Source organism: Streptomyces sp. NBC_00597 (assembly GCF_041431095.1).
In the GTDB taxonomy this organism is placed as follows: Bacteria; Actinomycetota; Actinomycetes; order Streptomycetales; family Streptomycetaceae; genus Streptomyces.
On sequence record NZ_CP107757.1, the window covers coordinates 6,497,834 to 6,522,727 of the forward strand.

A 24,894-nucleotide genomic window follows, 5' to 3' on the forward strand; every position below is an offset into this window, starting at 1 on the left:
ATCGGCGGCCTGGCTCCATCCCCCCATGTTCCGGAGGCAGTTGTGCGCAGACCCGTGCCTTTCCTCGCCGCCGCCGCCCTCGCGGTCGTCGGCTTCCTCGCCGCGGGGCCGCCGGCCGCCGCAGCCGACGCCGACCTCGTCCGCAACGGCGGCTTCGAAGCCGGACTCGACGGCTGGAGCTGCTCGGCCGGCAGCGGAGCCGTCGTCACCACCCCCGTTCACGGAGGCGGTTCCGCCCTCAAGGCCACCCCGGCCGGCCAGGACAACGCCCGGTGCTCCCAGACCGTCCCCGTCAAGCCCGACTCGACGTACACGCTCGGCGCCTGGGTGCAGGGCGCGTACGTCTACCTCGGCGCGGCCGGGACCGGCACCACCGACGTGTCCACCTGGACGCAGACCCCCGGCGCCTGGAAGCAGTTGAGCACGACCTTCCGTACGGGCGCGGCCACCACCTCCGTGACGGTCTACACGCACGGCTGGTACGGCCAGAGCGCCCACTTCACGGACGACGTCACGCTCGTCGGCCCCGACCCGGGCGGCTCCGGACCCGGCCAGCCCCAGCCCCCGGCCGCCCCCACCGGCCTGACGGCGTCCGGAGCCACCGCGAGCAGCCTGGACCTCTCCTGGTCGGCCGCCCCGGGCGCCACGTCCTACACGATCCACCGGGACGGCGCCGCGCCCGTGAGCGTCACCGCGAACTCGGCCACCATCACCGGACTCGCCGCTTCCACCCCGTACACCTTCCGGGTCAGCGCGGTGAACGCGGCCGGCGAGTCCGCGAAGAGCGCCCCCGTGACCGCCTCCACGACGAGCGGCGGCGGCAACCCGGGCAACCCCGGCCTCCCGGCCCACGCCCTGGTCGGTTACCTCCACGCGAGCTTCGCCAACGGCTCCGGATACGTCCGGATGGCCGACGTGCCGGACTCCTGGGACGTCATCAACCTCGCGTTCGGCGAACCGACGTCGGTGACCTCGGGGGACATCCGCTACTCCCTCTGCCCGGTCGCCGAATGCCCCGGAGTGGAATCCCCGGCCGAGTTCAAGGCGGCCATCAAGGCCAAACAGGCCGCGGGCAAGAAGGTGCTGATCTCGATCGGCGGCCAGAACGGCCAGGTCCAGCTCGCCACCACGGCCGCCCGCGACACCTTCGTATCCTCCGTCAGCAAGATCATCGACGAGTACGGGCTCAACGGACTCGACATCGACTTCGAGGGCCACTCCCTCTCGCTCGCCACCGGCGACACCGATTTCCGCGCCCCCGCCACCCCGGTGATCGTCAACCTGATCTCCGCCGTCAAGACGCTGAAGGCCAAGTACGGCCCGGACTTCGTCCTGACGATGGCCCCGGAGACCTTCTTCGTCCAGCTGGGCTACCAGTACTACGGCTCCGGCCCCTGGGGCGGCCAGGACCCGCGGGCCGGCGCGTACCTCCCGGTCATCCACGCCCTGCGCGACGACCTCACCCTCCTGCACGTCCAGGACTACAACTCGGGCCCGATCATGGGTCTGGACAACCAGTACCACTCCATGGGCGGCGCGGACTTCCACATCGCCATGACCGACATGCTGCTCACCGGGTTCCCGGTCGCGGGCAACACCGTGCGCGTCTTCCCGCCGCTGCGCCCGGACCAGGTGGCGATCGGCCTCCCGGCCACCACCAACGCGGGCAACGGCCACACCCCGCCGGCCGAGGTGGACAAGGCGCTGGACTGCCTGACGAAGAGGACGAACTGCGGGACCTACCCGACGCACGGCACCTGGCCCGCCCTGCGCGGCCTGATGACCTGGTCGATCAACTGGGACCGCTTCGGCGGCTGGGAGTTCAGCCGCAACTTCGACGCCTACTTCGGCAGTTAGCCGGAGCCCCGGGCCGGAGCCCCCGGGCTCCGGCCCGGCCCTAGCTAGTCGCCCGAGTAGCCGAAGATCCCCACGTGCGTGGGCTCGTCCCCCGCGTACAGGAGGACGTACAGCCCGGTCCACCGCATGCGGCACTCGCCGATCAGGCTCTGCTCGTACTCCTCGTGGCTCATCGACGCGTTCGCCGCCGCCATCACCTCCCGGTACCGCCCGACGGTCGGCCGGTCCGTGCCGAAGTGGTGGACGGCGCGACCGGCGGTCAGGGGGCGGAGCGTGCAGAGGTCGCCGTTCTCGTACCGAGGGGCATCGGTGGTGCGCACGACCCGCTCGATGTCGAGGATGGAGTGCGTGCCCTCCTCGTGCATGAACTGCTCGTCGGCACGCAGTTCCGCCAGGCTCCCGTACGTCCCGTCACCGCCGTACTCCTCGTGGAAGACCCGTGCCTGCAAGGCGGCGAACGAGGCTTCGACGCTGCCCTCGTACTCCGTCACGTATTCCCACCCGCTGGCACCCATCGCGCGCCGCCGCCTTCCGTAGGGGAGAAGTCCCAAGACCGGCGCAAGACTAGGCGGGGGGTCTGACATTGATACGCGTAGCGGGTTCCCGTTCTCCATGGCTCCGGCCGGGGAAGGCAGCTGACAGGATGACAGTGTCGATCAGGCCGGCACCGAACCGGATGCGGTGTTCGGAGGGATCCGGCGCCGCTCGGCCTTGTCGGAGACGTGACGTCATGGATGATGAGGCGATGTTCGTCCGCACGGAGAGCCTGCCGCGCACCTCGCAGCAGCACATGGCAGTTCGGGTTCACACCCCCATCGGGTCCGCCGTGGTGCTCTGGCGTGGTGATCCGCGAGAAGCCGACGGCCAGCACCTCATTGAGTGGACCCTCGACGAGGACATCCACTGGGGCCAGAACACCCAGCCAACCGCTGCCGCCGAGCCCGAACTCCGACAGGAAGGCGACCGGGTGATCATGAGCGGCCGCCTCCACTTGATCGACGACGGCGCCGCCCACCTCCAGATGGGCCACTGGCCCGTGCTGTTCGATCTGGCATCACCCCTCCCCAGCGGCCTGGACGGTTCCTGGGTGCAGGTCAGCGTCGCATCCGACCGTGTTGCCCTGTACCCCTACCGAGCCTGACCGGGCCACCCTCAGGTTCTCGGCAGCCCTTGACCGCCAACAGGAGCGTCGGTGCGGCGTACGGCGTGCGCGACGGCCAGTAGCAGGGGCGTGCACAGGAAGCAGCTGGCCAGGACGTCCAGGGGCCAGTGCCAGCCGCGCAGGATCAAGCCGGCGGCCGTGGCACCCGTCAAGGCGAGCGCGGAGGCCATCGGCCACGGGCGGCGGGTGATCGGGCCGATCAACAGGGCCGCGCCGATGTAGGCGACGGCGGAGGTGGCCGTGTGGCCCGAGGGGTAGTAGCCGGCGGCCCAGGGCTCCAGGGGTCCCGGGCGGGCGGTCCACTCCTTCAGCGGCACGATCACGGCCGGGACCAGCGCCATGGCCAGCCCCGCGGTCACGGCCGGGGCCCAGGACCGGGAGCGCCGGACGGAGTACGCCATCGCCAGGACCAGGACCGGTACGGCGACCTGGACGTTGCCGAGGTCGGAGAGGCGTTCGGTGACGGCGTCGGGGACCGTGCGCACCAGTGCGCGGCTGAGGCGTTCGTCCGGTGTGAGCAGCGGACCCGAGGCCAGGACCTGCCAGGTCGTCAGGACCAGTCCCAGCAGGGAGAGAAGGAGGAGAATGGCCGGCCGTCCCGGAACAGGGGGGATGGTTCCGGGACGGCCGCCCGGATCGGGTTGCCGAGCGCCCCGGGGGGTTTGGGGCGAACGGCCGTCCGATCGGTGAGGAGTGTGCGCGAACGCAGGCCCAGTGCGGCGCTGGGGAAGCCCGGTACTGGTGTCGCCCCCGGTTTCCCGGGAGCGGGGTGTCTCACTCATCTGCAGAAACCGTACGGCAGCGGGAAGGGGACCGACAGCAGGAACGCGCTCCTGCCATCGGCCCCCCACATCTTCTTCACAGCGCCCGCCCGTTACCGGCGGTACTGGCGGGCTCCTGCGTTCGGTGAGTCGCTCAGACGTCCGTACCGATGGCCGCGAACGCCGCCTCGATGAGGTCCAGGCCCTCGTTCAGCAGGTCCTCGCCGATGACGATCGGCGGGAGGAAGCGGAGCACGTTGCCGTAGGTGCCACAGGTGAGGACGAGCAGGCCCTCGGCGTGGCAGGCCTTGGCGAGCGCGCCGGCCGCCTCCGGGAACGGGGTCTTGGACGCGGGGTCCTTGACCAGCTCGATCGCAATCATGGCGCCGCGGCCGCGGATGTCGCCGATGATGTCGTACTTCTCCTGCATGGCCGTCAGGCGGGCCTTCATGAGCGACTCGATCTGCTTCGCCTTGGCGTTGAGGTCGAGCTCCTTCATGGTCTCGATGGAGCCCAGCGCACCGGCGCAGGCCACCGGGTTGCCGCCGTAGGTGCCGCCCAGGCCGCCCGCGTGCGCGGCGTCCATGATCTCGGCGCGACCCGTCACGGCGGCGAGCGGCAGACCGCCCGCGATGCCCTTGGCGGTGGTGATCAGGTCCGGGACGATGCCCTCGTCCTCACACGCGAACCACTGGCCGGTGCGGCAGAAGCCGGACTGGATCTCGTCGGCGACGAAGACGATGCCGTTCTCGTTGGCGAACTTCACGATCGCCGGGAGGAAGCCCTTGGCCGGCTCGATGAAGCCGCCCTCGCCGAGCACCGGCTCGATGATGATGGCGGCGACGTTGTCGGCGCCGATCTGCTTGGTGATCTGGTCGATCGCCTGGGCGGCGGCCTCGGGGCCGCAGTTCTCGGCGCCGGTGGGCCAGCGGTAGCCGTAGGCGACCGGGACGCGGTAGACCTCGGGGGCGAACGGGCCGAAGCCGTTCTTGTACGGCATGTTCTTCGCGGTCAGGGCCATCGTGAGGTTCGTACGGCCGTGGTAGCCGTGGTCGAAGACGACGACGGCCTGGCGCTTGGTGTACGCACGGGCGATCTTGACGGCGTTCTCGACGGCCTCGGCACCGGAGTTGAACAGCGCCGACTTCTTCGCGTGGTCACCGGGGGTCAGCTCGGCGAGGGCCTCGCAGACCTCGACGTAGCCCTCGTACGGCGTGACCATGAAGCAGGTGTGGGTGAAGTCCGCGAGCTGCGCGGAGGCGCGGCGCACGACGGCCTCGGCGGAGGCGCCGACGGAGGTCACGGCGATGCCGGAACCGAAGTCGATCAGGCGGTTGCCGTCGACGTCCTCGATGATGCCGCCGCCCGCGCGGGCCGTGAAGACGGGGAGCACGGAGCCCACGCCGCCGGCCACCGTCTGCAGACGGCGGGCCTGCAGCTCCTGCGACTTGGGGCCGGGGATCGCGGTGACGATCTTGCGCTCCTGCGGAACAGCGGTCATAGGGGGCTCCTGGGGGTGTTTTCGGACGCACTTGTGTCTTTGTCCGCAGGCTAGGCCCGGGGCAGGGGGTACGGCATGCTCCGTTCGGGAGTGGTCCCCGCGTGTCCTTGTCCGTGACGGCCATAGGAAGGACGGGCCGGCTGTCTTGTGGACGCTGCGGAGGCATGGGCCCGTACGGGCCCGCGGCCGCCTCCGGGCAACTACATTGAGCGACGCAGCGCAGGCACGGCAGGGGGCAGGGGTTTCATGGACACCGACGGCACGTACGGCACGGACGAGAAGCGGCCGCAGCGCGCCGGGCGCGTTCCGCGGCCCGCCGGCCCGCCGCCCGGCCTCCCTCCGAAGCCCGCCCACGCCCCGGCCGGTACCGGCCCGACCCTCGCCGACTGGCTGCGCACCCCGCGCAGCTCCGACGGGCCCGGCGTGTGGACGTACGGGCACGTGCCGCGCGCCGCCGAGGAGCCCGAGCGGACCCCCACCCGGCAGCTGATCAGCGGTGCGCTGATCGCCCTGCTGGCCGGGCTGCTGCTGTGGTCCCTGCTGTGGAACGGCTACCTGGGCGGCTTCTGGCTCTGGCCCCTCTACATGTTCACGCCCGACTCCTGGGCCGGGACGCTGCCCTCCGTGGTGGCCTCCTACATCTGGTACGGGCTGGTCATCGCCGCGCTGGTGGTCGGCTTCGGGCGGCTCGGCCGCTGGCCCGAACTGGCCCGCCGGATGCTCCGCAGCCGAGCCGTGCAAGCCGTGCAGGCCGCCGTTCCGGCCCGCCCCGAGGAAGGCGGCCCCGACGACCCCGTCACGTGGCCGCAGGTGCGCGGGGCCGGGCTCGGGGAGACGGCCGACCGGCTCGGGGCCGAAGCCGGGGCCGGGCGGATGAACGACGTGGACTACGCGCGCATCCGGCGCGCCTGGGAGTCCGTACGCGCCGAACCCGCACGGGCCGCAGCCTTCGCCGACTCCGTGCGCGACAAGGGCGCGGGCGCCTGCGTCCACCCTTCCGGAGCCCGTGACCTGCCCGTCCGGGCCGCGCGGCACGATCTGCTCGCCCGCCAGGTGCTGCTCGGCACGGTCGAGGACAGCGAGCGCAACCCGTACGGCCGGCGCGGCACCCGCCTCGCCCTCGACCCGGGCGTGCTCGGCACCTCCCTCCTCGCCGTCGGCCCCTCCGGCGCGGGCAAGACCCGGCAGCTGGTCCGGCCCGTCGTCGAATCGCTCGCCCTCCAGGCGCTGGCCGGACAGGCCGCCGTCATCGCCGTCGCCTCGGCCGGGAGCCGGCTCGGGCCGGACGACGCGTACGACGTCGTGGTCCGCGTCGGCGACCCCGACTCCGTCTACGACCTCGACCTGTACGGCGGCACCACCGACGCCGACGAGGCGGCCACCCTGCTCGCCGAGGCCTTCGTCGGCGACGTCCCCGGCCTGGAGGTGCGCCGGGCGGCGACCGCCCTCGCCCAGCTGCTCGGCCCGTTCCGGACGGCGTACGGACGCTTCCCCGCCGTGCCCGAGCTGCGCGAACTGCTCGACCAGGTGCCCGAGGCCCTCGGCGAGCTGCGCACCGCACTCGAAGACGCCGGGCAGCAGGTGATGCTCCGCGAACTCGACGCCCGGATGCGGCAGTACGGCAGCGCAGGCGACCCGGGGCCGGCGCTCGCCGACCGGGTCGCCCTGCTCGACCGGCCCGCGTTCGCCGGCTTCTTCGACACCACCGGGCAGGGGCGGCCCTTTTCGCTGCGGGCGTTGGAGCATCCGCTGCGCGTCCGCATCGACCTGCCCGAGCGCGGACACGCCGACGCCTCCCGCATCCTGGCCCGGCTGCTGCTCGCGCAGTTCAACGCCTCCGCCGCGGCGCGCGCCGACCAGTCGCTGTTCGCGTTCCTCGCCTTCGACGACGCCTCGCACACCCTGACCCAGCAGACGGTGCGGGGCCTGCAACGGCTGCGCTCGGCGAACGCGGGCGTCCTGCTGACGCTGCGCACGCTGGACGACGTACCGGAGGCGCTGCGCACCCCGCTGCTGGGGGCGGTCGGCTGCCGGATGGCCTTCTCCGGGGTCACCACCTGGGACGGCAAGCGCTTCGCCGAGGCCTGGGGCACCGAGTGGGTGGAGACGCGGGACGTCACCCACCGGACCGTCTTCGCCGACCAGCCGCTCACCCGGGCCATCCACGCCTTCCGCAAGCTCGTCACCGGCAAGGCCGTCACCACGGACGCGGTGACCGTACGGCAGGTGGAGCGGGAGAGGTGGTCGGCCTCGGAGCTGGCGCACGCCGTGCCGCCGGGCCACGCGGTCCTCTCGCTGACCTCCGTCCGTGGCGAGCGGGCGGCTCCGCTGCTGGTCCGGCTGGCCGCGACGGGCTGAGCCGACCCGTACGAGGTGGCAGAATCGAGGGGAGCCGTTCATACGACAAGGCGAAATTCCGGCCGCGTCGTTTCCTCTTTTGCCGCGTCCCTCCCCTCCCTTCCTTTAAGGCTCCTGGTACCCGATGCCGCTCACCCTCGCCTCGCTCGTCCAGCACTCGGCGCTCAAACTCAGCGTCCGGGCGGGGGAGGGCCGCCTCGACACCCCCGTGCGCTGGGCCCACGTCAGCGAGCTCGCCGACCCCGTCCCCTATATGGAGGGTGGGGAACTGCTCCTGATCACCGCGATGAAGGTGGACGCCGAGGACCCGCAGGAGATGCGCCGGTACGTCCGCCGCCTCGACGCGGCCGGTGTCGTCGGCATCGGGTTCGCGGTCGGCGTGAACTACGAGGCCGTCCCGCAGGCGCTCGTCGACGCCGCCCGGGCCGAGGACCTTCCCCTGCTGGAGGTGCCGCGCCGGACCCCGTTCCTCGCGATCAGCAAGGCCGTCTCCGCGGCGCTCGCCGCAGACCAGTACCGCGCGGTGACCGCCGGCTTCGAGGCGCAGCGGGAGCTGACCCGGGCCGCGCTGTCCGCCGACGGGCCGGCCGAGCTGCTGGCGAAGCTGGCGGCGCACGTACACGGCTGGGCGGCCCTGTACGACACCTCGGGCGCGGTGGTCGCGGCCGCCCCCGAATGGGCCGCGCGGCGGGCCGCCCGGCTGACCCCGGACGTGGAGCGGCTGCGGGAGCGGCCGGCGCCGGCGAGCGCGGTGGTGGGCGGGTCGGAGGACCGCGTCGAGCTCCAGTCGCTGGGGACGGGCCGGCGGGCCCGCGGTGCGCTGGCCGTCGGCACGGGGGCCCCGCTGGGCACCGCCGAACGGTACGCCGTGCACTCGGCGGTGGCACTGCTGACCCTGACCACGGAGCGGTCGAGGTCGCTGCACGACGCAGAGTCCCGGCTGGGCGCGGCGGTGCTGCGGATGCTGCTGGACGGGGAGGCCGAGCACGCCCGGGCGGTGGCCGGTGACCTGTACGGGGCACTGCTGGAGGCGCCGTTCCGGCTGATCGTGGCGGAGCCGGCGCTGTCGGGGACCGCGCAGCCGGAGGGGCTGGCACTGCTGGCCGACGCCGTGGAGTCGGCGGCCGCCCGGGCCGGGGAGGCGCTGCTGGTGGTGCCGGAGCCCGGCCGGCTGGTGGTGCTGGCTGCCGACGGAGGTGCGGCGGTACAGGCCTGCGCGGACCACGCGGAGCTGCTGGAGTCGCGGCGCGGGCGGGATGCGACGGGTCCGGAGCCGGACGAGCTGGTGGTCGGCCTGTCCGCTCCGGCGGCGGCTTCGGCGGTGGCGGCGGCGTTCAAGCAGGCCGACCAGGCGCTGGCGGTGGCCCGGCGGCGGGGCCGGCCGATGGTGGAGCACGAGGACCTGGCGGCGGGGTCGGTGCTCCCGCTGCTGGCGGACGACGCGGTGCGGGCCTTCGCGGACGGCACGCTGCGGGCGCTGCGCGAGCACGACGAGAAGGGTCGCGGCGATCTGGTGGCCTCCCTGCAGGCGTGGCTGTCGCGGCACGGGCAGTGGGACGCGGCGGCGGCCGACCTGGGGGTTCACCGGCACACGCTGCGCTACCGGATGCGCAGGGTGGAGGAGATCCTGGGCCGCTCCCTGGACGACCCGGACGTCCGCATGGAGCTGTGGCTCGCCCTGAAGGTCAGCCCGCCCGCGGCATAGCCCCGCGGCCGCGACAGTGACAAAGCGGCGCGGGGCCGGCCTCGCACACTCCAACCCGGATAAACGCCGAATCCGGGCCGGAGTCCTACGGTGGAGGGGACAAGGACCCGCACACATCCGAAGGGCCGGGATTCGCATGACTTCCACCCACGCCTTCTGGCTCGCCGGCCGCCAGGCCACCGGCGAGGACAGCTTCGACGTCCACTCCCCGTGGGACGGCCGACTGGTAGGCACCGTCAGCGTGCCCACCGACGCCCAGGTCGAAGAGGCCGTGGCCGCGGCGTACGCCGTGACGGCCGAGTTCTCCGCGACTCCCGCCCACGTTCGCGCCGCCGCCCTCGACCACGTGTCCAAGCGGCTCGCCGAGCGCACCGAGGAGATCGCCCAGCTGATCTCCGCCGAGAACGGCAAGCCCATCAAGTGGGCCCGCGGTGAGGTCGGCCGTGCGGTGTCCGTGTTCCGTTTTGCCGCCGAAGAGGCCCGCCGCTTCAACGGCGGAGAGGCCCAGCGCCTCGACACCGACCCCGGTGGCGTCGGCCGTCTGGCCCTGACCCGCCGCTTCGTCAAGGGCCCGGTCCTCGGCATCGCGCCGTTCAACTTCCCGCTGAACCTGTGCGCCCACAAGGTGGCCCCCGCCATCGCCGTCGGCGCCCCGATCATCCTGAAGCCGGCCCCGGCCACCCCGCTCTCCGGCCTGATCCTGGGTGAGCTGCTCGCCGAGACCGACCTCCCGGCCGGTTCCTGGTCGGTCCTGCCGGTCGCCAACGACAAGATGCCGGCCCTGGTGAAGGACGAGCGCCTGCCCGTCATCTCCTTCACCGGCTCCGACAAGGTCGGCTACGCCATCCAGCAGTCGGTGCCCCACAAGCACTGCACCCTGGAGCTCGGCGGCAACGCCGCCGCCGTGGTCCTGGACGACTGGTCCTCCGAGGCCGACCTCGACTGGGCCGCGACCCGTATCGCGACCTTCTCGAACTACCAGGCCGGCCAGTCCTGCATCTCCGTGCAGCGCGTGATCGCCGACGCCTCCGTCTACGACCGCCTCGTCGAGAAGGTCGTCGCGAAGGTCCAGGCCCAGGTCACCGGCGACCCGTCCGACTCCGCCACCGACGTCGGCCCCCTCGTCTCCGAGGACGCCGCCAAGCGGGTCGAGTCCTGGGTCGACGAGGCCGTCTCGGCCGGAGCGAAGCTGCTGACCGGCGGCAAGCGCGAGGGTGCCTCGTACGAGCCGACCGTCCTCGCGGACCTGCCCGCCGACTCCACCCTCGCCGTCGAGGAGGTCTTCGGACCGGTCCTCACCCTGCTCAAGGTCGAGAACACCGACGAGGCCTTCGCCGCCGTCAACGACTCGAAGTTCGGCCTGCAGACCGGCGTCTTCACCCGGAACATCCAGACCGCGTTCCGCGCCCACCGCGAGCTTGAGGTCGGCGGTGTGATCGTCGGCGACGCGCCGTCCTACCGCGCCGACCAGATGCCGTACGGCGGCGTCAAGCAGTCGGGTGTGGGCCGTGAGGGTGTCCGCTATGCGATGGACGACTACACGTACGAGCGAGTCCTGGTCCTGACCGGCCTCGACATCTGATTTTCGTACGGCCAAAAAGCCGACGGCCGGAGCCCACTGTGCGGGGGCTCCGGCCGTCCCCCTTTTCCCGCGGGCACGGATTGGGTACGACTCACAGGTAGCACCGGCCAGTAGGCCGGTACCACCGACTCCGGCGGCGAGGTGAGCCCCCTCATGTCCGCAACACAGCCCGTACAGCCCAAGGTGACCGAGCGCGAGGCACGGCAGGTCGCGGAAGCGGCCCGGGAACAGGACTGGCGCAAGCCCAGCTTCGCCAAGGAACTGTTCCTGGGGCACTTCCGGCTCGACCTGATCCACCCGCACCCGATGCCGGCGGACGAGGACGTCCGGCGCGGCGAGGCGTTCTTGGCCCGGCTCCGGGCGTTCTGCGAGACCGAGATCGACGGTGCGCGGATCGAGCGCGAAGCGCGGATCCCCGACGAGACCGTGCGCGGGCTCAAGGAGCTCGGCGCCCTCGGCATGAAGATCGACCCCAAGTACGGGGGCCTGGGCCTCACCCAGGTGTACTACAACAAGGCGCTGGCCCTCGTCGGGTCGGTCAGCCCCGCCATCGGGGCCCTGCTCTCCGCGCACCAGTCCATCGGAGTCCCGCAGCCGCTGAAGATGTTCGGCACGCAGGAGCAGAAGGAGACCTTCCTGCCGCGCTGCGCGACCACCGCGATCAGCGCCTTCCTGCTCACCGAACCGGACGTCGGCTCCGACCCGGCGCGCCTCGCCACCACCGCGGTCCCCGACGGCGAGGACGCCTACGTCCTCGACGGGGTGAAGCTCTGGACCACCAACGGGGTCGTCGCGGACCTGCTGGTGGTGATGGCCCGGGTGCCGAAGTCGGAGAACCACCGCGGCGGGATCACCGCCTTCGTCGTCGAGGCGGACTCGCCCGGGATCACCGTCGAGCACCGCAACGCCTTCATGGGCCTGCGCGGCCTGGAGAACGGCGTCACCCGCTTCCACCAGGTCAGGGTCCCGGCATCGCAGCGCATCGGCGCCGAGGGCGCCGGCCTCAAGATCGCGTTGACCACCCTGAACACCGGCCGGCTGTCCCTGCCCGCCATGTGCGTCGGCGCCGGGAAGTGGTGCCTGAAGATCGCCCGCGAATGGTCCGGCGTCCGCGAGCAGTGGGGCCGCCCGGTCGCCCGGCACGAGGCCGTCGGCGCCAAGATCTCCTTCATCGCCGCCACGACCTTCGCCCTCGAAGCGGTCGTCGACCTCGCCTCCCAGATGGCCGACGAGGACCGCAACGACATCCGCATCGAGGCCGCCCTCGCCAAGCTCTACGGCAGCGAGATGGCCTGCCTGATGGCCGACGAGCTCGTCCAGATCCGCGGCGGCCGCGGCTTCGAGACCGCCGAGTCCCTCGCCGCCCGCGGCGAGCGCGCCGTCCCCGCCGAGCAGATGCTGCGCGACCTGCGCATCAACCGGATCTTCGAGGGCTCCACCGAGATCATGCACCTGCTGATCGCCCGCGAGGCCGTCGACGCCCACCTGTCGGTCGCCGGCGACCTCATCGACCCCGAGAAGGCCCTCGGCGACAAGGCGAAGGCCGGAGCCCGCGCCGCCGGCTTCTACGCCCGCTGGCTGCCCAAGCTCGCCACCGGCCCCGGCCACGTGCCCGGCACGTACCGCGCGTTCCACCCGGGCGGCCACACCGACCTCTCGGGCCACCTGCGCTACGTCGAGCGCTGCGCCCGCAAACTCGCCCGGTCCACCTTCTACGCCATGTCCCGCTGGCAGGGCCGGATGGAGACCAAGCAGGGCTTCCTCGGCCGGATCGTCGACATCGGTGCCGAGCTGTTCGCGATGAGCGCGGCCTGCGTGCGCGCCGAGCACATGCGCGCCTCCGGCGACCACGGCCGGGAGGCCTACCAGCTGGCCGACGCGTTCTGCCGGCAGTCCCGCATCCGCGTCGAGGAGCTCTTCGGCCGGCTCTGGTCCAACACCGACGACCTGGACGGCAAGGTCGTCGCCGGCGTGCTCTCCGGCACCTACACCTGGCTTGAGGAGGGCGTGCTCGACCCCTCCGGCGACGGCCCCTGGATCGCGGACGCCACCCCCGGCCCGTCCACCCGGAAGAACGTGCACCGCCCCATCCGCTGACCTGCGATCATCGCCGGGTGCCCGTCAGGCGTACGACACTGGCGACAGGGAACCCGGGGAAGCGGATGCATGTGAACGTGGACAGGGAGAGCCGACGGCTCGCCTGGTGCGTGGCGCTCCTGCTGCGCCACGCACCGGACGCCGTCGCCTCCCACGTCCTGCGGCGCCTCGACGCGCCCACCCGCCGGTACCTGTGCCGGGACGAGTACCTGCCGGCCTCCGCCGTCACGCTGTTGCTGCGCGAGGGCACCGACGAGGACCGCCGCACCATCGCCCGCAGCCCGCACGTGCTCGGCCGCCCCCTGCCGGGGCTGCCCGGCCCCGCCCGGTACGCGGCCCGCCCCGGACCCTCGCCCGAGCTGCTGGCCACCTTGGCCGCCGAGCTCGGCCGTCCGCTCGACGGAACGCCGCTGAGCGGGGAGGAACTCGTCCGGCTGCTGCGCCTGCACGGCAGCCGCCGCCCGCGGATACCGCTCGACGTGCTGGCCCTCCCGTACGACCCCGATCCGCGGACCCTGCTGCGCGAGCACGCCCGCGCCCCGCTGCCGCCCGGCTCCGTGGAGGCCCTGCTGCTGGTCGCCGACCTGGACCGGCATGCCCGGCTCGCACTGCTCGACACCCGCGCGCAGGCCTCGTACGGCCGCGGGTGGCACCGGCCGGCGGTCCGCGCCGTCCGCAGCGGCTCCCTGACCTTCGACGAGCTCGCCACGGCCGTCGCCCCGGCCCACCGGACCCTGCTCCTCGGGCAGGCCCACGCCGCCGGCAGCCTCGGCTGGAACCTGGCCGAGCGGGCCGGAATGCGCTCCGCCCTGCTGCGGGTGCTGCGCCCGGCGCTCGGCGACGACCCCCGGCTGTGGGCGGAGCTGATGCGCCACGCCCCCGGGTTCACCGGCACCCTGCCCGAGCTGGCGGCCGCGGTGGCCGCCGGGGCGGCGCCGCCCGCACAGCCGCCGGGGCCGATACCGGGGCTCGCCGCGGCCGTGGACGCCCTAGCCCCCGGAGCCGCGCGGGAGCCCGACGACAGCGTGAACCGCGAGCTGGCCCTCGCGAGCCTCGGGGTGCCCAACGCCATGGGCGATCTGCGCGAGGACGTCCGGTGGGTCCGTGCCTGCCTCGACGGCGGCGTCCTGGCCGGCGCCGACGTGATCCGGTACAAGGCCCCCGCCGCATGGGCCCTGGACGAGGGCCACTGGCTGGGCGAGGTGGACCACCCCGACCGCCACGACCGGCCCGAGGCGGTGCTGGCCGCACGGGCCGAGGCCGACCGGCTCTTCGCCGCGGCCCTCGCCGGTGACGCCGAAGCCTGGTGGCGAGCCGCCACCGCACTGCCCGACTTCGCCGGGACGCTGCCCGAACTGCTCGCCGGCGTCGTTCAAGGGGACTCCGTGTCCAACCGTGTCTGAGTTGCGGCAACAATGGGGGGCATGAGCGACCGCCCAGCCCCCCTCGCCGATCCGCACCTCCTCTTCGACCCCGCGGCCGGCCGGCGGGACATCGTCATCCTCGGGTCCACCGGGTCCATCGGGACCCAGGCCATCGACCTCGCCCTGCGCAACCCGGACCGGTTCCGGGTGACCGCGCTCTCCGCCGCCGGCGGGCGCGTCGGGCTGCTGGCCGAGCAGGCCCGGCAGTTGCGGGTCAACACCGTGGCCGTCGCCCGCGAGGACGTCGTACCGGCCCTGAAGGAGGCGTTGAACGCCCAGTACGGCGCCTCCGAGCCGCTGCCCGAGATCCTGGCCGGGCCCGACGCGGCGACCGAGCTCGCCGCCTCGGAGTGCCACACCGTCCTCAACGGCATCACCGGGTCCATCGGCCTCGCGCCCACCCTCGCCGCACTGCGGGCCGGCCGGACCCTCGCCCTGGCCAACAAGGAGTCGCTGATCGTCGGCGGCCCGCTGGTCAAGGCCCTCGCGAAGCCCGGCCAGATCATCCCGGTCGACTCCGAGCACGCGGCCCTCTTCCAGGCGCTCGCCGCAGGCACCCGCGCCGATGTCCGCAAGCTCGTGGTCACCGCCTCCGGCGGGCCCTTCCGCGGCCGCACCCGCGCCGAGCTGGCCGGAGTCACCGTCAAGGACGCCCTCGCGCACCCCACCTGGGCGATGGGCCCGGTGATCACCATCAACTCGGCGACCCTGGTCAACAAGGGGCTGGAGGTCATCGAGGCGCACCTGCTGTACGACATCCCCTTCGACCGCATCGAGGTCGTGGTCCATCCGCAGTCGTACGTCCACTCGATGGTGGAGTTTTCCGACGGCTCCACGCTCGCCCAGGCCACCCCGCCGGACATGCGCGGACCGATCGCGATCGGCCTCGGCTGGCCCGAGCGCGTCCCCGACGCGGCGCCCGCCTTCGACTGGAGCAAGGCGTCGACCTGGGAGTTCTTCCCCCTGGACACCGAGGCCTTCCCGTCGGTGGGACTGGCCCGGCACGTGGGCACGGTGGGCTCCACCGCCCCCGCCGTGTTCAATGCGGCGAACGAGGAGTGCGTCGAGGCGTTCCTGGCCGGTCGGCTGCCGTTCACAGCAATCATGGATACGGTCTCTGCCGTGGTCGATGAGCACGGAACGCCGGACGCGGGAACTTTGCTGACCGTCGCGGACGTCCTCGAAGCGGAGACCTGGGCCAGGGCCCGGGCACAGGAGATGGCGGCCCGGGCCGCCGTGGAGGCGCGCGCATGACAGCACTCATGACGGTGCTCGGAATACTCATCTTCGTATTCGGGCTGCTCGTCTCGATCGCCTGGCACGAGCTCGGCCACCTCTCCACGGCCAAGCTCTTCGGGATCCGCGTGCCCCAGTACATGGTCGGCTTCGGCCCGACCATCTGGTCGCGGCACAAGGGGGACACCGAGTACGGCATCAAGGCCATCCCGATGGGCGGCTACATCCGCATGATCGGGATGTTCCCGCCCGGCGAGGACGGCAAGGTGACCGCCCGGTCGACCTCGCCGTTCCGATCGATGATCGAGGACGCGCGCTCGGCGGCGTACGAGGAGCTCCAGCCCGGCGACGAGACGCGGCTGTTCTACACGCGCAGGCCGTGGAAGCGCGTGATCGTGATGTTCGCCGGCCCGTTCATGAACCTGGTGCTGGCCCTGGCGGTCTTCTTCAGCGTCTGGATGAGCTTCGGCATCAACCAGACGACCACGCAGGTCGCCACCGTCTCGCCGTGCGTCATCCAGCAGAGCGAGAAGCGCGAGGTCTGCAAGGCCGGCGACCCGGTCGCCCCGGCCAAGGCCGCCGGCCTCCAGGAGGGCGACCGGATCGTAGCGTTCAACGGCCGCAAGATCGCCGACTGGGCCGCCCTGCAGAAGCAGATCCGCGACACCGTCGGCCCCGCCACGGTCACGGTCGTCCGTGCCGGGCAGCAGCAGACGCTCCCCGTCAAACTGATCGAGAACAAGGTCGCCAAGACCGACGGCCACGGCGGGTACGTCAAGGGCGAGTACGTGACGGCCGGCTGGCTCGGCTTCAGCCCCAGGAACGAGATCGCCCCGCTGACCTTCGGCCAGTCCGTGGACCACATGGGCGAGGTCGTCGACAACAGCGTCGAGGGGCTGCTCAAGCTCCCCGCCAAGATCCCGGCCCTGTGGAACGCGGCCTTCAGCGGAGCCGAGCGCGAGCCCGACTCCCCGATGGGCATCGTCGGCGCGGCCCGGATCAGCGGCGAGATCGCCACCCTGGACATCCCGGCCGAGCAGCGGCTGGTGTTCTTCCTCCAGCTCGTCGGGTTCTTCAACCTCTCGCTGTTCCTGTTCAACATGCTCCCGCTGCTCCCGCTCGACGGCGGGCACATCGCGGGCGCCCTGTGGGAGTCGGTCCGGCGCAATCTGGCGCGCGTCTTCCGGCGCCCCGACCCCGGCCCGTTCGACGTGGCGAAGCTGATGCCCGCCGCGTACGTGGTGGCCGGTGTGTTCGTCTGCTTCACGCTGCTCGTACTCGTGGCCGACGTGGTGAACCCGATCAAGATCACCTAGTACGTCCGCATGTGCGCAAAAACGTAGGGAGCCGGGCACGCTTCGTGCCCGGCTCCCTACGTTCGGGTGTTCCGGCCCCTCGGATGCGTGGGCCGCCCCGTGGTTGGCGTAATCTCGAAACCTGGAGCCCGCCGATCTCGGGACCTTGATCCACACCTTGGGGTTGCACAGCAGATGACTGCCATCTCTCTCGGAATGCCGGCCGTGCCGACGAAGCTTGCCGACCGCAGGGTCAGCCGCAAGATCCAGGTCGGCTCGGTGGCCGTCGGTGGCGACGCACCCGTGTCGGTGCAGTCCATGACCACCACCCGTACCTCCGACATCGGCGCCACGCTCCAGCAGATCGCCGAGCTGACCGCCTCCGGCTGCGAGATCGTCCGCGTCGCCTGCCCGACCCAGGACGACGCCGACGCCCTCGCCGTCATCGCGAAGAAGTCGCAGATCCCGGTCATCGCCGACATCCACTTCCAGCCCAAGTACGTGTTCGCCGCCATCGACGCCGGCTGCGCCGCCGTCCGCGTGAACCCGGGCAACATCAAGCAGTTCGACGACAAGGTCAAGGAGATCGCGAAGGCCGCCAACGACGCGCGCACTCCGATCCGCATCGGCGTCAACGCGGGCTCCCTCGACGCCCGGCTGCTCAAGAAGTACGGCAAGGCCACCCCCGAGGCGCTCGTCGAGTCCGCGCTGTGGGAGGCCTCCCTCTTCGAGGAGCACGGCTTCGGCGACATCAAGATCTCGGTCAAGCACAACGACCCGGTGGTCATGGTCAACGCCTACCGCCAGCTCGCCGCCCAGTGCACGTACCCGCTGCACCTCGGTGTCACCGAGGCCGGCCCCGCCTTCCAGGGCACCATCAAGTCCGCCGTCGCGTTCGGCGCGCTGCTCTCCGAGGGCATCGGCGACACCATCCGCGTCTCCCTCTCGGCCCCGCCGGTCGAGGAGGTCAAGGTCGGCCTCCAGATCCTGGAGTCGCTGAACCTCAAGCCCCGCCGCCTGGAGATCGTCTCCTGCCCGTCCTGCGGCCGCGCCCAGGTGGACGTCTACAAGCTGGCCGAGGAGGTCACGGCGGGCCTCACGGGCATGGAGGTCCCGCTGCGCGTCGCGGTCATGGGCTGCGTCGTGAACGGCCCGGGCGAGGCCCGCGAGGCCGACCTCGGCGTCGCCTCCGGCAACGGCAAGGGCCAGATCTTCGTGAAGGGCGAGGTCATCAAGACCGTCCCCGAGTCGAAGATCGTGGAAACCCTCATCGAAGAGGCGATGAAGATCGCCGAGCAGATGGAGAAGGACGGCGTGATGTCCGGCGAGCCCACCGTCGCCATCGGCGTCTGAGCACCCCGCGCACCCCGGGCGCCCCGGCGCCCCGCAGACACCGGCCCCGGCCCCGTTCCCGCAGCTCGCGGGCGGGGCCGGGGCTTTTTCGTGACCCGTGGGACCAGGCATCCTCCGGTGACGGCGGGTACAGTTCGGAGATCAGCAGACTTGCACGGTGAGGCCCCAGTGTTGACGCAGACCACCACCCGGGTCCTTGAGCCCAGTGATCTCGACGCCGCCCTCGAAGTCCTTGGACGCGAGCCGGTCGAGAACGCCTTCGTCACCTCACGGGTCCAGGTCGCCGGACTCGACCCGTGGCGCCTGGGCGGCGAGATGTGGGGCTACTACACCGACGGCCACCTGCGTTCCCTTTGCTACGCGGGCGCCAACCTGGTCCCCGTCTGCGCTGACTCCGACGCCGTCCGCGCCTTCGCCGACCGGGCCCGCCGCACCGGCCGCCGCTGCTCCTCCATCGTCGGCCCCGCCGACGCCACCCGGCTGCTGTGGCGGCTGCTGGAGCCCAGCTGGGGACCCGCCCGCGACGTCCGCTCCCACCAGCCGCTCATGGTCACCGAGCAGTCGTCCGCCGAGGTGCGCCCAGACCCGCTCGTCCGCCGGATCCGCAAGGACGAGATGGACCTGATCATGCCCGCCTGCGTGGCCATGTTCACCGAGGAGGTCGGCATCTCGCCGATGGCGGGCGACGGCGGGCTGCTCTACCAGGCCCGCGTCGCCGAGCTGGTCGGCACCGGCCGCTCCTTCGCCCGCATCGAGGACGGCAAGGTCGTCTTCAAGGCGGAGATCGGCGCCGCGACCCCGCGGGCCTGCCAGATCCAGGGCGTGTGGGTCGACCCCGAGTTCCGCGGCCGCGGGCACTCCGAGACCGGGATGGCCGCCGTCGTAGACTTCGCGCTGCGCGACGTGTCGCCCGTGGTCAGCCTGTACGTCAACGACTTCAACACCGCGGCGCGGGCGGCCTACAAGCGGGTCGGCTTCCGCGAGGTCGGCGCGTTCACGAGCGTGCTCTTCTGAACGGAGCGCGTCCGTCGGCACCCGGGCGGGAGGTACCACCGCCATGGCCGGTCCCGGGCAGGGACGGGGGCCGTACGGACGGGGAGGGGGCCCGCCCAGTAAGGTCGCGGCATGCTGCCTACCCCCGAGGGCGACGGCCCCGCCCGGCCCGCCGGACTCCGCATCGGTCCCCTCGACCTCGCCGACCGCGTGGACGAGGCCCTGCGCGTGCAGGCCGTGGCCTTCGGCCTCAGCGAGGAGGAGGTCGGCATCCGGCGCTACATCGTGCAGCGCCACATGACCTGCCGCGGAGCCCGCGCGCTCGGCGCGTTCACCGACGACGGGGCCCTCGCCGGATTCGTGTACGGGATGCCCAACGACCGCGCGTACTGGTGGTCCTCGGTCGTCGAGCCGTACCTGCGGGCCTCGGGCCACGACGGCTGGCTCGACGGTTCCTTCGTGATCACCGAGCTGCACGTCCACCCCGGCTTCCAGGGTCGCGGCGTCGGCCGCACCCTCATCACCCGGCTCACCGACACCGCCGAGGAGCCCCGCTCGATCCTCTCGGCCATCGACACCGAGAGCCCGGCCCGCGGGCTCTACCGGGCCCTCGGCTACACGGACCTGGCCCGCCAGGTGCACTTCCCGAGCGCGAGCCTCCCGTACGCCGTGATGGGGGCCCCGCTGCCGCTGCGCCGGCCCTGAAACGGTTTCCGGGCGACCGGGTGCCCCCGGTAGCCTCCCGACATGTCATCGCAACACGTGCAGCGCATGTCCCGCCTCATGGCCAAGACCCTCCGCGAGGACCCGGCCGACGCGGAGACCCTCAGCCACCGCCTCCTCGTCCGCGCCGGATACGTCCGCCGCAGCTCCGCCGGAGTGTGGACCTGGCTGCCGCTCGGCAAGAAGGTCCTCGACAACGTCTCGCGCATCGTCCGCGAGGAGATGGACGCGATCGGGGCCCAGGAGGTGCTGCTCCCGGCGCTGCTGCCGAAGGAGCCGTACGAGGTCAGCGGGCGCTGGTCGGAGTACGGTGACCTGCTCTTCCGGCTCAAGGACCGCAAGGGCGCGGACTACCTGCTCGGCCCCACCCACGAGGAGATCTTCACCCTGGTGGTGAAGGACCAGTGCACGTCCTACAAGGATCTTCCGGTCATGCTCTACCAGATCCAGACCAAGTACCGGGACGAGGCCAGGCCGCGCTCCGGGGTGCTGCGGGGCCGCGAGTTCCAGATGAAGGACTCCTACTCCTTCGACGTGAGCGACGAGGGACTCGCCGAGTCGTACGCCCTGCACCGCGCCGCCTACCAGCGGATCTTCGAGCGCCTGGGCCTGGACCACCGCATCGTGTCCGCGGTGTCGGGAGCGATGGGCGGCTCGGCGTCGGAGGAGTTCCTCGCGCCCGCCGCGGCCGGCGAGGACACCTTCGTGGACTGCCCGTCGTGCGACTACGCGGCGAACACGGAGGCCGTGACCTTCGCACTGGCCCCGGTGGACGCCGAGCACCCCGCGATCGAGGAGGTCGACACCCCCGACACCCCGACGATCGAGACCCTCGCCGCGCACCTGGGCGTACCCGCGTCGGCGACGCTGAAGAACCTCCTGGTGAAGGTCGACGGCGAGATCACGGCCGTGGGCGTGCCCGGCGACCGGGAGGTGGACCTCGGCAAGCTCGGCGAGCACCTCGCCCCGGCCGTCGTGGAGTTGGTGACGGCCGAGGACTTCACCGACCGTCCGGACCTGGTGCGCGGCTACGTCGGCCCGCAGGGCCTCGGCAAGGTCCGGTACCTGGCCGACCCCCGTGTCGCGCCCGGCACTTCGTGGGTGACCGGCGCCAACAAGCCGGACACGCACGCCCGGAACGTGGTCTGCGGGCGGGACTTCGAGGTGGACCAGTACCTCGACGTGGTCGTCGTCGAGCCCGGCGACCCCTGCCCGCGCTGCGGCGCCGGGCTCCGGCTGGACCGCGCGATCGAGATCGGGCACATCTTCCAGCTGGGCCGCAAGTATGCGGACGCCTTCGGGCTGGACGTGCTCGGCCGCGAGGGCAAGCCGGTGCGGGTCACGATGGGCTCCTACGGCATCGGCGTCTCCCGGGCGGTGGCCGCGCTGGCCGAACAGACCGCCGACGAGCGCGGCTTGGCCTGGCCGGCGGCGGTGGCCCCGGCGGACGTCCATGTGGTGGCGGCCGGCAAGGCGGTCCCGCTGGCGCTGGCGGAGCGTGCGGCCGAGGCCCTGGCGTCGTCCGGGCTCCGGGTCCTGCTGGACGACCGGCCGGGCCTGTCCCCGGGCGTGAAGCTCACGGACGCGGAACTGATCGGGGTCCCCTGGATCCTGGTGGCGGGCCGCCGGTCCGCCGACGAGGTGGTCGAACTCCAGCACCGCGTCACGGGCACCCGCGAGGAACTCCCCCTGGCGGAAGCCCTCGCCCGCCTGACCTGACCTGACCTGACCTGACCTGACCTGACCCGCGCCCGCGCGCCCCGGCCCCGCACCGGCCCGTGCTCCTAGGCCGCCGACGGCCCTTGTTCCGCGTCGGTGGGCGGCGGTGCGGCCGCCGGGGCGGCCCCGTCCACGGGCGGGGCGGGTTGCGCCGGTCCCTCCAGCGGGGGAGCGGGCTCCGGGGCACGGTCCGCCACGGCGGGTGCGGCGGCCGGCGCGGGGCCGGGCACGGGGTCCGCGACCGGCGCCGGGGCGGCCCGCTCCAGGAAGCGCAGGAGCTCCACCGGGAAGGGGAGCACCAGGGTCGAGTTCTTCTCGGCGGCGACCGCGACCACCGTCTGCAGCAGGCGCAGTTGGAGCGCCGCCGGCTGCTCCGACATCACCGCCGCCGCCTCGGCCAGCTTCTTCGAAGCCTGGAGCTCCGCGTCCGCGTTGATGACCCGCGCCCGCCGCTCGCGGTCCGCCTCGGCCTGCCGCGCCATCGACCGCTTCATCGTCTCGGGCAGCGAGACGTCCTTGATCTCGACCCGGTCGATCTGCACGCCCCACCCCACCGCCGGACTGTCGATCATCAGCTCCAGCCCCTGGTTGAGCTGCTCCCGGTTGGACAGCAGGTCGTCCAGGTCGGACTTGCCGATGATCGAGCGCAGCGAGGTCTGCGCCATCTGGGAGACCGCGAACCGGTAGTCCTCGACCTCGATGATCGCGTTCGCCGGGTCCACGACCTTGAAGTACACGACCGCGTCCACCCGCACGGTGACGTTGTCCCGCGTGATGCCCTCCTGCGCGGGCACCGGCATCGTCACGATCTGCATGTTCACCTTGCGCAGGTGGTCGACGAGCGGCAGGACCATGGTGAAGCCCGGCCCGCGGATCCCCTCCCGCACGCGGCCGAAGCGGAAGACCACGCCCCGCTCGTACTGTCGGACGACCCGTGAAGCCACGCCCGCGTACACCGCGATGCCCGCGGCTGCCGCGATTCCCGCTGTCAGCAGTTCCTGGAGCATGACGGCCTCCTGCGGAGCACCTACCCGTATCTACGGTATGCCCTACAACCAGGTCGCGAATTCCAGGAGCAGCTCCGCGTCCCGGCGCCGCCCCGCCGCCAGCGCCCGGTTCCCGGACTCCACCGCCCGGAACAGCGTCCAGCCCCGCAGCCGGTCCCGGTCCAGCTCCAGGGAGTCGGCCAGCTTGTTCACCCGGCGCCTGGCGCCCGCAGCCCCGGCCGACGACGCGACCTGGTCCTCCAGCCGGTCCCGGACCAGCCGGGCCAGGTCGTAGGCGCGGTCCCCGATCAGCGGGTCCGGCCCCACCGCCAGCCACGGCGCCCGCTCGCCCGCCAGCACCTTGCCCTGCCGGAAGTTCCCGTGCAGCAGCAGCTCCTCGCCGGGCAGGGCCGTCAGCTCCTCGCGGACCGCGAGCGCGGCGGAGGCCAGGGCCGCGGCCTCCGGCGGGGCCTTGCGCAGGGCTTCCGCCTGCTGGGCGGTGCGCTGCGCCACCGTCTCGAACGGGTGCCCGGCCGGCGGGGCCACCCACAGCCGGCGCAGCGTCCCGCACGCCTCCAGCAGTGCCTTCGCCTCCGGGAGCGAGCGCAGGGACACCTCCGGGTGGAGCCGCTCCAGCAGCAGCGCCCCGTCCTCGTCGTGGTGCCGGGTGTCGAGGACCCGTACGGCCCCGAAGCCGCCCCAGTGCGCCAGCGCGGCCAGCTCCCGGTCGGACCGGGCCTGCGGGGGAGCCAGCTTCAGCGCGGCCGGCGTCCCGTCGGCGTAGTGGACGAGGACGACCAGACTGCTCCGGCCGCCCGGTGCCTGCACCCGCTGGGCCCGCACTCCACGCCGGGCCAGCGCCGCCTCGGCGAGCCGGGGCAACTGCCCCAGCCAGTCAGCGTTCTGCGCCGATTCCGGCGTCTCGCCGAGCGCCCGTACGAGCCGCTGCGGCGGTTCGAAAGCCATGCGTGCGTGATCCCTTTCAGCTGGTCCGGGCTCGTTCTCCACGTTCCGTGAGCCCAGGGAAGGCTACGCCGACACCGCGCCAGCGTGCCGCGCGCAGGGCCGCGGCGCTCAGCGCGTCGGCCGCCTCGCGGCGCAGCCGGCCGTCCGCCGCCCGCACCAGGTCGGAGTAGGCGCCCGCCACCCGGTCCTCGATCTCTGCGGCCAGCCGCTCGGCGTCGGCCGGCCCGCGCACCTCGAAGGGCAGGGCGTACGCGGCCTCCGCAGGCCGGGGCGCACCGCCCATCTCGCGCACCGTGCGGGCGAGAGCGTCCCGGCGCGAGAGGTGGCCGCCGTACGCCTCGCGGGCCTCGGCCGCCCGGGCGGAGGAGGCCCGGGCCCCGACGACCCCGTAGCCGTACGCGGCCGCGTGCTCGGCGGCGAGCGCGGACTGCGCGGCCTCCAGGGCGCGGTTCGTGGGGGAGGGCGGGGTCTTCACGGCTTGGCTCCCTGGGGCGAGGTCAGCAGGTACGCGTGTACGGCGCCGCAGGCGGCCACCGAGGCGAGGAGCCGGGCCAGCTCCCCGGGCGCCCCGGCGAGGGCGATGGTCCGGGCCTCGGCCAGGCTCCGCTCCGCGTCCGCCAGGGCGGTCAGGGCTTCGTCGGGCTTCGGCGGTACGGGCTCGGCGCTCGCCACGGGTGCGCCGGCCGGGGCGGACGAAGCCGAGGGCGAGGCGGAGGGTTTGCCGCTCGGGCCGTCCGCCCCGCCGTCCGCGGAGGCCAGTGCCGCGCGGTGCGCGGCGACCGCGGAGCGCAGCGGCGCGAGGCGTGCGGCCAGGGCCGGATGGGCGGCGGCGGTGGCGTCGTAACGTTCCAGCAGCCGCTGACTCTCCCGAACGGCCGTCTCGCGCATCCGCCGTTCGAGTGAAACCCCGGTGGCGGTGTCCGACGTACCGTCCCCGTCGGAGCACCCGGTGAGCAGCACGGCGCCGGCCGCACCGGCGGCGCCGACGAGCAGGCTCCGGCGAGAGGGCCGCGAAGGCAGGGTCCAGGGCACGGCGACATCCTCGAAGGTGATGGCGGGGCAAGGTGTGATCACGGTACCCGGGGCCCCCTGCGGACGACGGACGGCAACACCCTCCGCGACCGGATACCCTTTGACCTGACACGCGACGGAAACACAACAGCACACGCGGCCGAG

20 protein-coding genes are annotated in these 24,894 nt (G+C 72.7%); 13 read left to right on the forward strand and 7 right to left on the reverse strand.

The window, feature by feature from the left end; all coding sequences use genetic code 11:
* Positions 1-42: 42 nt before the first annotated feature.
* The gene (locus OG974_RS29765; RefSeq protein WP_371644973.1) at positions 43-1,857 is read left to right on the forward strand and encodes a chitinase; all 1,815 of its coding nucleotides are present in this window, start codon (positions 43-45) and stop codon (positions 1,855-1,857) included.
* Between the two features lie 44 nt (positions 1,858-1,901).
* On the opposite strand, the gene OG974_RS29770 is transcribed toward OG974_RS29765, so the two are convergent.
* Positions 1,902-2,348 carry a hypothetical protein gene (locus tag OG974_RS29770; RefSeq protein WP_327278822.1) on the reverse strand — a complete coding sequence of 149 codons (447 nt, stop codon included), beginning with the start codon at positions 2,346-2,348 and terminating at the stop codon, positions 1,902-1,904.
* Positions 2,349-2,602: 254 nt separating this feature from the next.
* Here OG974_RS29770 and OG974_RS29775 point away from each other — a divergent pair, with 254 nt between their 5' ends.
* A complete protein-coding gene (locus OG974_RS29775; RefSeq protein ID WP_327278823.1) occupies positions 2,603-2,998 on the forward strand; it encodes a hypothetical protein in 396 nt (131 codons plus the stop codon).
* 11 nt (positions 2,999-3,009) lie between these two features.
* On the opposite strand, the gene OG974_RS29780 is transcribed toward OG974_RS29775, so the two are convergent.
* Together OG974_RS29780 and gabT are read right to left on the reverse strand one after the other, a co-directional pair.
* Positions 3,010-3,504, reverse strand: a complete 495-nt coding sequence (locus tag OG974_RS29780; protein ID WP_327278824.1) for a phosphatase PAP2 family protein — start codon at positions 3,502-3,504, stop codon at positions 3,010-3,012.
* Between the two features lie 430 nt (positions 3,505-3,934).
* Entirely contained in the window at positions 3,935-5,281 is a 1,347-nt protein-coding gene (gene gabT / locus OG974_RS29785) for a 4-aminobutyrate--2-oxoglutarate transaminase (RefSeq protein ID WP_327278825.1), read from the reverse strand.
* Between the two features lie 246 nt (positions 5,282-5,527).
* Here gabT and OG974_RS29790 point away from each other — a divergent pair, with 246 nt between their 5' ends.
* The 11 genes from OG974_RS29790 (at position 5,528) to OG974_RS29840 (ending at position 21,766) form a co-directional block, all read left to right on the forward strand.
* Positions 5,528-7,639, forward strand: a complete 2,112-nt coding sequence (locus tag OG974_RS29790) for an ATP-binding protein (RefSeq protein WP_327278826.1) — start codon at positions 5,528-5,530, stop codon at positions 7,637-7,639.
* A 124-nt stretch (positions 7,640-7,763) separates the two neighbouring features.
* Positions 7,764-9,344 carry a PucR family transcriptional regulator gene (locus OG974_RS29795; RefSeq protein ID WP_327278827.1) on the forward strand — a complete coding sequence of 527 codons (1,581 nt, stop codon included), beginning with the start codon at positions 7,764-7,766 and terminating at the stop codon, positions 9,342-9,344.
* A 136-nt stretch (positions 9,345-9,480) separates the two neighbouring features.
* A complete protein-coding gene (locus OG974_RS29800) occupies positions 9,481-10,926 on the forward strand; it encodes an aldehyde dehydrogenase family protein (RefSeq protein ID WP_371644976.1) in 1,446 nt (481 codons plus the stop codon).
* Positions 10,927-11,079: 153 nt separating this feature from the next.
* A complete protein-coding gene (locus tag OG974_RS29805; protein ID WP_327278829.1) occupies positions 11,080-13,023 on the forward strand; it encodes an acyl-CoA dehydrogenase family protein in 1,944 nt (647 codons plus the stop codon).
* Between the two features lie 71 nt (positions 13,024-13,094).
* Positions 13,095-14,426, forward strand: a complete 1,332-nt coding sequence (locus tag OG974_RS29810) for a hypothetical protein (protein ID WP_371644978.1) — start codon at positions 13,095-13,097, stop codon at positions 14,424-14,426.
* 21 nt (positions 14,427-14,447) lie between these two features.
* Positions 14,448-15,701: a 1-deoxy-D-xylulose-5-phosphate reductoisomerase gene (gene dxr / locus OG974_RS29815; RefSeq protein WP_371644980.1), complete on the forward strand. Its 1,254-nt coding sequence runs from the start codon at positions 14,448-14,450 to the stop codon at positions 15,699-15,701.
* Positions 15,698-16,999: a site-2 protease family protein gene (locus OG974_RS29820; RefSeq protein WP_327278832.1), complete on the forward strand. Its 1,302-nt coding sequence runs from the start codon at positions 15,698-15,700 to the stop codon at positions 16,997-16,999. Before dxr ends, OG974_RS29820 begins: the two co-directional genes overlap by 4 nt.
* A 174-nt stretch (positions 17,000-17,173) precedes the next feature.
* A complete protein-coding gene (gene ispG, locus OG974_RS29825; protein WP_371644982.1) occupies positions 17,174-18,331 on the forward strand; it encodes a flavodoxin-dependent (E)-4-hydroxy-3-methylbut-2-enyl-diphosphate synthase in 1,158 nt (385 codons plus the stop codon).
* A gap of 168 nt (positions 18,332-18,499) precedes the next feature.
* On the forward strand, positions 18,500-19,345 hold the full coding sequence (locus OG974_RS29830) for a GNAT family N-acetyltransferase (RefSeq protein ID WP_327278834.1): 846 nt from the start codon (positions 18,500-18,502) through the stop codon (positions 19,343-19,345).
* Positions 19,346-19,456: 111 nt separating this feature from the next.
* Positions 19,457-20,029, forward strand: coding sequence for a GNAT family N-acetyltransferase (locus tag OG974_RS29835; protein ID WP_327278835.1), 573 nt, complete (start codon positions 19,457-19,459; stop codon positions 20,027-20,029).
* 42 nt (positions 20,030-20,071) lie between these two features.
* Positions 20,072-21,766 (forward strand): proline--tRNA ligase, encoded by a 1,695-nt coding sequence (locus tag OG974_RS29840; RefSeq protein WP_327278836.1) that lies wholly within the window; start codon positions 20,072-20,074, stop codon positions 21,764-21,766.
* Between the two features lie 65 nt (positions 21,767-21,831).
* Here the strand turns inward: OG974_RS29840 and OG974_RS29845 are convergent, their stop codons facing one another.
* The 4 genes from OG974_RS29845 to OG974_RS29860 are packed head-to-tail and all read right to left on the reverse strand — an operon-like array spanning position 21,832 to position 24,750.
* Positions 21,832-22,773: a slipin family protein gene (locus tag OG974_RS29845; protein WP_329314665.1), complete on the reverse strand. Its 942-nt coding sequence runs from the start codon at positions 22,771-22,773 to the stop codon at positions 21,832-21,834.
* Positions 22,774-22,815: 42 nt separating this feature from the next.
* On the reverse strand, positions 22,816-23,718 hold the full coding sequence (locus OG974_RS29850) for an aminoglycoside phosphotransferase family protein (RefSeq protein ID WP_327278838.1): 903 nt from the start codon (positions 23,716-23,718) through the stop codon (positions 22,816-22,818).
* 16 nt (positions 23,719-23,734) lie between these two features.
* Complete coding sequence (locus OG974_RS29855) at positions 23,735-24,193, reverse strand: ferritin-like domain-containing protein (protein ID WP_327278839.1); 459 nt, start codon at positions 24,191-24,193, stop codon at positions 23,735-23,737.
* Positions 24,190-24,750 (reverse strand): hypothetical protein, encoded by a 561-nt coding sequence (locus tag OG974_RS29860; RefSeq protein WP_327278840.1) that lies wholly within the window; start codon positions 24,748-24,750, stop codon positions 24,190-24,192. The genes OG974_RS29855 and OG974_RS29860 overlap by 4 nt, the downstream gene beginning before the upstream one ends.
* Between the last annotated feature and the right edge of the window lie 144 nt (positions 24,751-24,894).